At 67.4% G+C, this 5,060-nt stretch carries 6 protein-coding genes and 1 pseudogene; 1 reads left to right on the top strand and 6 read right to left on the bottom strand.

Going from position 1 to position 5,060, the window contains the following annotated elements:
* Positions 1–176: 176 nt before the first annotated feature.
* A complete protein-coding gene (locus tag DKL51_RS01085) occupies positions 177–1,229 on the bottom strand; it encodes an IS110 family RNA-guided transposase (RefSeq protein WP_109947418.1) in 1,053 nt (350 codons plus the stop codon).
* A 645-nt stretch (positions 1,230–1,874) separates the two neighbouring features.
* Between DKL51_RS01085 and DKL51_RS01080 the strand changes: the two genes are divergently transcribed.
* A complete protein-coding gene (locus DKL51_RS01080) occupies positions 1,875–2,210 on the top strand; it encodes a hypothetical protein (RefSeq protein ID WP_243420702.1) in 336 nt (111 codons plus the stop codon).
* Between the two features lie 141 nt (positions 2,211–2,351).
* Here DKL51_RS01080 and DKL51_RS01075 read toward each other — a convergent pair whose 3' ends face one another.
* The 5 genes and pseudogenes from DKL51_RS01075 to DKL51_RS01060 form a co-directional block, all read right to left on the bottom strand.
* Positions 2,352–3,203 (bottom strand): alpha/beta fold hydrolase, encoded by an 852-nt coding sequence (locus tag DKL51_RS01075; RefSeq protein WP_243422706.1) that lies wholly within the window; start codon positions 3,201–3,203, stop codon positions 2,352–2,354.
* An 86-nt stretch (positions 3,204–3,289) separates the two neighbouring features.
* Entirely contained in the window at positions 3,290–3,928 is a 639-nt protein-coding gene (locus DKL51_RS01070) for a VC0807 family protein (protein ID WP_109947420.1), read from the bottom strand.
* A gap of 83 nt (positions 3,929–4,011) precedes the next feature.
* A complete protein-coding gene (locus DKL51_RS34620) occupies positions 4,012–4,179 on the bottom strand; it encodes a hypothetical protein (protein ID WP_165823248.1) in 168 nt (55 codons plus the stop codon).
* A 165-nt stretch (positions 4,180–4,344) separates the two neighbouring features.
* A complete protein-coding gene (locus DKL51_RS01065) occupies positions 4,345–4,758 on the bottom strand; it encodes a MarR family transcriptional regulator (protein ID WP_260428325.1) in 414 nt (137 codons plus the stop codon).
* 84 nt (positions 4,759–4,842) lie between these two features.
* Positions 4,843–5,060 (bottom strand): annotated as a pseudogene (locus DKL51_RS01060) (IS630 family transposase); the annotation flags it as partial.

The following is a 5,060-nucleotide window of genomic DNA, read 5'->3' as shown; positions in this document are numbered from 1 at the left end:
CAGGACCAGGCCGCCTCAGAAGCCTGACACCCTTACCATCGACCGCAAGCACCGGACCTATTCGATCACGACCTGGTGTCAAGCGTCCTGCGACGCCGTTCCGTCAACCATCATGCGAGACCAGGCATCGCCGGCAGCCGGCAGTGTCGTACTCCGCTTGACGCTTCTATGGCTCGTCAAGTCCTTCCGGCGGTTTCCATGAGCCGGAACATGTGTCGGGCGGTGTAGCGCTTGAGGCAGCGGCGGATCTCGGCGTCGGATTTCTGTTGGGCACGTCGGCGGGTGAGGTAATGCTGGGTGGGTTCGTGGCCGTGGATCATGCGCCAGTTGACGATGGTGTGTAGGGCTCGGTTGAGTTGCCGGTCGCCGAAACGGTTGAGCCGGTGACGGGTGATGCGGCCGGAGGATGCCTGCAGTGGACTGACGCCGGCGAGGGCGGCGAAGGCGGCTTCGGAGCGGCATCGGCCGGGGTGGGACCAGGCGATGATGAGGTGTGCGGCGCTGACTGGGCCGACGCCGGGTTCGGCCAGCAATGCGGGCATGATGGTGTCGACCAGGTCGTGGAGTTGGCGCTCGTTGGCGCGGATCTCTCGGTCGAGCTGACGGATGCGTTGGGCCAGGTTGCGTAGGGTCTGTCGCAGGACCCGCTCGGCGGGGGTGTGGCGGGCGTGGACCCTCAGCAGGGCGCATGCGGCTGTCTGCCGCGGGGTTGACTGTCGGCGTAGCGGCTCGCGCAGCTGGTCGGGTGCGGTCAGCAGCAGTGCTTTGAACACGTTGATCGCGGCGGTGCGGGTTGCGTTGGCGTGTTCGCGGGCCACGAGCAGGATGCGTAATGCTTCCCGGTCGCCGTCGCTGCGCGGCTGGGCGTGATGTCCTGCGGCCAGGGTGGTGCGGGCGGCCAGGCGGGCATCGGACGGGTCGGACTTGCCGCCTGGTCGGCGGCCGACGCGTTGCGGCCGACCAGCTTCGACGACGTGCTGTCCCGCAGCCAGGAGGGCGCGCAGCAGTCCGGCTCCGTGCGAGCGGCAGCCTTCCACCGCCCAGGTCAATCGCGGGCCTGGCGCCTGCTGAGCGGCCCAGGCGATCAGCTCGCTGTAGCCGTCAGGGCTCGCCTCGACGGTGACGGCCGCGACCTCGCGGCCAGTGCCATCGACCAGGCAGGCGGTGTGCGTGTCGGTGTGGGTGTCCACGCCGATGACGGCGTCGACCGATTCTGCGAGCATGGGCATCAGGCCGCTGCTCCTTCCCAGGGGCGGTGGTTGACGTTGGCACCGGCCTGGGTGGAGACACCTACGGCACATCTGTGATGAGCCACGCCGCACGGCGGGCAAGCTTCTGATCAGGCCAGACGGTGAGCCAGGCCGGTGCCAGCGATCAGAGACGACAGGTCAAGCGCAGGGCACGCCATAGACGGCCAGATGCGTGAGGAGTCAGTCCCTGATCACCGGCATCGATCCTGGCAGCAGTCCACCCAGGACCACCACCGCGAGCCTCACAGATGCGTTACACGGTGACTTCAGTTGATGGTTACACGGGCCTTGAGCATGCCGGATACGGACCGTGACGCCGACTGTCCACGACGGCTGGTGTGCCAGGCATCCGCTTCTGCCGAATAGCGGACGTCGGCGCCCCGGACGGTCGGGGCATGATGTTGGGTGCGGATTGGTAGCGAAACTGGAGGCAGTGGAGTGAACGGAGTGCTCACTAACGATGAACGCCGTGTCGTTGGTTGTGCGCACCAACTTGGGCTCATACTGAGCAGTCACTGGCCAGATGTAGCCGCTCACTTGCTCGCACAAGGGGCGGAGGGGGAAGCCGTTGCGGAACTCGCCGGCCTGTCTCGGACGGCGTCGCCCTGGTTTGTGGACCAATTGGTGCCCGAGTTGCTGTCTGAACTTGCCATTACTGAGTTGCCCGCAGACGAGGCCAGCGAGTTGGTCGGGCGGTTGGTTGGGCAGGCGGTAGCCACGCGAACAGACGCTGACGAGTTCGCGACGGTCCGGGAACTGGCGCGACTGGGCCCAGACCTCGACTACCCCGGTGGCGTTATCGGCGACGCCTACTACGCATCAGAATGGCTGGACTGCGAGTGCCATGCCGATTCGCCCGAACGTGATGCAGCGGTTGCTTTGGAAGCCACCCTACGCACCAGCAACCCGTTGGACATTGACCCCGGGTTGCTGTCGGCCGTGACCGCCACCGTCGTCTGACGTCAGCCAGACCCGAGCGCGCATCCGGATCTGCCGCTGACCGCGCGGTCATGCCGAGAAGAGGGCGTTCGGTGGGGACAGGACTGCTGCGAGATTGCCGCGGCGGCTGGTCCGATCGGTGTCGATGCGATGAGGTGTGGGTCATTCGTGCAGAGCCTGGTGCAGCCGATCGGCGAAAGCTTGTGGGTGGGTGACGAACCCGGCGTGGTCGCCGGGGAATTCGACGAGATCGGTGTCCAGTTGCTCGGCGAGCGCGGCAGCGCAGCGGTAGGGCCAGTGCATCCGTGAGGCGATTCCGGCGGCCGGCATGATCCGTGCTGGTGTGTCCTTGAGCGCCGTCAGGTCGAGGCTGTAACGCGCGACGGCCGGGACGTCGTGGGCCAGGAAGAACTCCAGGTTGGGTGCGGACCAGGCGTTCGGCTTGGAGACCTCCACGCCCGGTTCGCGGGCACGGCGGTCTGGGTTGACTCCGATGCTCGCCGCGAAGTGCCGGATGGCCGCCTCGGCGCCGTCCCGGCGATAGATCTCGTACATGCCACCGTGGAGTTGGCCGTCGTCGGGTAGCAGCTGCCTGGTGGGCGGTTCGTGGGCGACGAGTCTGCACACCTTCGCGGGGTACCGGATGGCCAGGTCGAGTCCGACGACGCCGCCACCGCTGCTGCCGAACACGTACCCCGGATCGGCGGTCAGAACGCTCAGCAGCTGCGCGACGTCCGCGCTGTGCGTCTCGACCTCCAATGGCTGGGCGGGATCATCGCGGGTGCTGCGCGAGTAGCCGCGTCGGTCGTAGGTCAGCACCGTGTAGTGACTGGCGAGACGATCGATGAGGTTGTCGTAGCTGTTGGCGTCACCTGCTCCGGCCGTAATGAGCACAAGGAGCGGCCCCGCCGTGAAGCTCGTAGTGGATGCGCGCGCCCGGCACCCGCAGGACTGCCGTCTGCGTTGTGTCCATGCTGGCCTCTTCGTGGCTGGTCGGACGTGGGAGGGAAGCATCGGGCCGGTCACATGCCGGTCGCGGTCGTCGTCGGCTTCTGCGGATGACTGCGAATGCTCGCGGCTGCGAAGTGAGAAAGTCGGCCTCAACGATCGTGTCGACGGATGATGCCGGTCGCGTTGGTGGTGGCGGTCTCGCCATTATGGATGCGGGCTTTTGCCCGCCTGATGTACCAGACGACCGTCGCCGCGCCGGCGGCCGTGATGGCCCAGCCGGCGATGCGGGAGACGATCAGATACCCGCTCGTCGGCAGGGTCACGGCGAGCACGACGTTCATGACCGCGTGGGCGAGGAAACCCACGCCGATGATGGCTGTCAGCACCATGAAGGATCGCCGGTGGGCCGCACCGGACAGCGGCCCTGCGCTGTCTGCAGGCCTGTGTTCGGGACGGAGAGAGCGGACAAGCAACGGCCGCACCACCGCGAGCAGGGGCCGGCGTACCAGGACCGAGATCAGACAAGCCAACCCCACCACCCCGGTCACCATCGCGTGCCACAGCAGCAGCGGCAGCGTGCCACCGCCGGACGCCAGCGAAACGCCCAGGGCGATGCCAAGACCGGTGAGGGCAAGCAGCGCGACCGGGTCGACCCGGCGACGTCGTGCCGCGAGTACGCCGCTCCATAGCGCCGGTACCGCCGCCCCAGCCGCTAGCGCGCCGACATCGCTGTGTAGGCGGGAGCGCAGCAGGCCGTACATGACCGCCGGTACCACCCCGTTGAGCACGAGACTCAATCCGAATCTCGGTGCGAGCTTCGACAGCCGCGGAGCCGGCCATGGCCCCGTCCCCGGCCGATCCGGATCCATGGTCACCGCTCGGCCGTCCCGCTGCTCGACGCCCGGCGACGCGCCAGCCATCCGACGTAGGTGCGCGCACCCGTGGCGATGAGCATCGCGCCGCCGACAACTGCGAACGCGACATGCCCGCTGACCAGACCCGCGGCCACCAGCACCGCCCCGACAAGGGCGCCCACCACGTGAGCACCCGGTCCCCGTAACAACAACATCGCCGTCTCCATCCTGAATCGATCGTGATCCGATGCCACCGATCGGACGTCCACGCGGCACGAACCGGGCGGTCCCCAGCGGTACGACGCTTAGCTGCGTCTGGCCGGTGCTCTACCTGGTCGTCGAACCCAGGGTTACGCTGAACTGCCTCCCGACGGCCGGCGGACCCCGGCGCGATCCGCGTGCAACGCCGGACTTCTCGTGCGCGCTCCTTTGGGTACAAGCCGGTCCACGAGCAACTCCAACGCCGCCCTAACCTCGGCCACCACCTGGGAGTCTGCGGTGTCCAACGCACCGGCCAACACCGCGTCGACCGGCGCCTTCGCCCGCTCCTCGATTCGCGTGGGCACCGTACGCGTGGCTCGGACCAGGGTGCGCCGGCCGTCGGCCGGGTCCGTCGCCGTCTCGACCACGCCCCACTCCCGCAGCCGGTTGACCGATTTCGACACGTAGCCCTGCGGGTAGCCCGTCCGGGCCGTGATCTCGCTAATCGAGCTATCCGGGTGCATCAACACGTCACCTAGGACCAGAGCCAGCGCGGGCGGCAACCGTTCGGCCCCCGGCCCTTCCAGAGCGGCCTCACCGATCTTCGCGAGCCGCCGTCCCAGCAGGTACAGATCTAGTGTTCTGTCTCAGTTTTGACTAGCCGTTTGCTGGAGGGCAACTCGTCCACGTCGGACCTTGGCCAGGATCGATTCGGCTGTGGCGGTCCACACGAACGGTTTCGGGTCGTCGTTGTGCATGCGCAGGTACTCCTCGATGGCGGCGACGAGGTCGTCGATGCTGCGGAACACGCCACGACGGATCATCTTCTCGGTCAGGTCGGCGAACCAGCGCTCAACCAGGTTGA

The sequence above is a fragment of the Micromonospora globispora genome (genome assembly GCF_003857015.1).
In the GTDB taxonomy this organism is placed as follows: Bacteria; Actinomycetota; Actinomycetes; order Mycobacteriales; family Micromonosporaceae; genus Micromonospora; species Micromonospora globispora.
The sequence above is the reverse complement of the archived record's forward strand: the minus strand, read 5'-3'. Positions and strand labels throughout refer to the sequence as shown.

What these genes read in the sequence shown, in the direction of transcription:
- DKL51_RS01075 (WP_243422706.1), bottom strand. Translation starts at nt 3,203, where the DNA reads ATGCTTCCCTCCCACGTCCGACCAGCCACGAAGAGGCCAGCATGGACA.
- DKL51_RS01085 (WP_109947418.1), bottom strand. Translation starts at nt 1,229, where the DNA reads ATGCCCATGCTCGCAGAATCGGTCGACGCCGTCATCGGCGTGGACACC.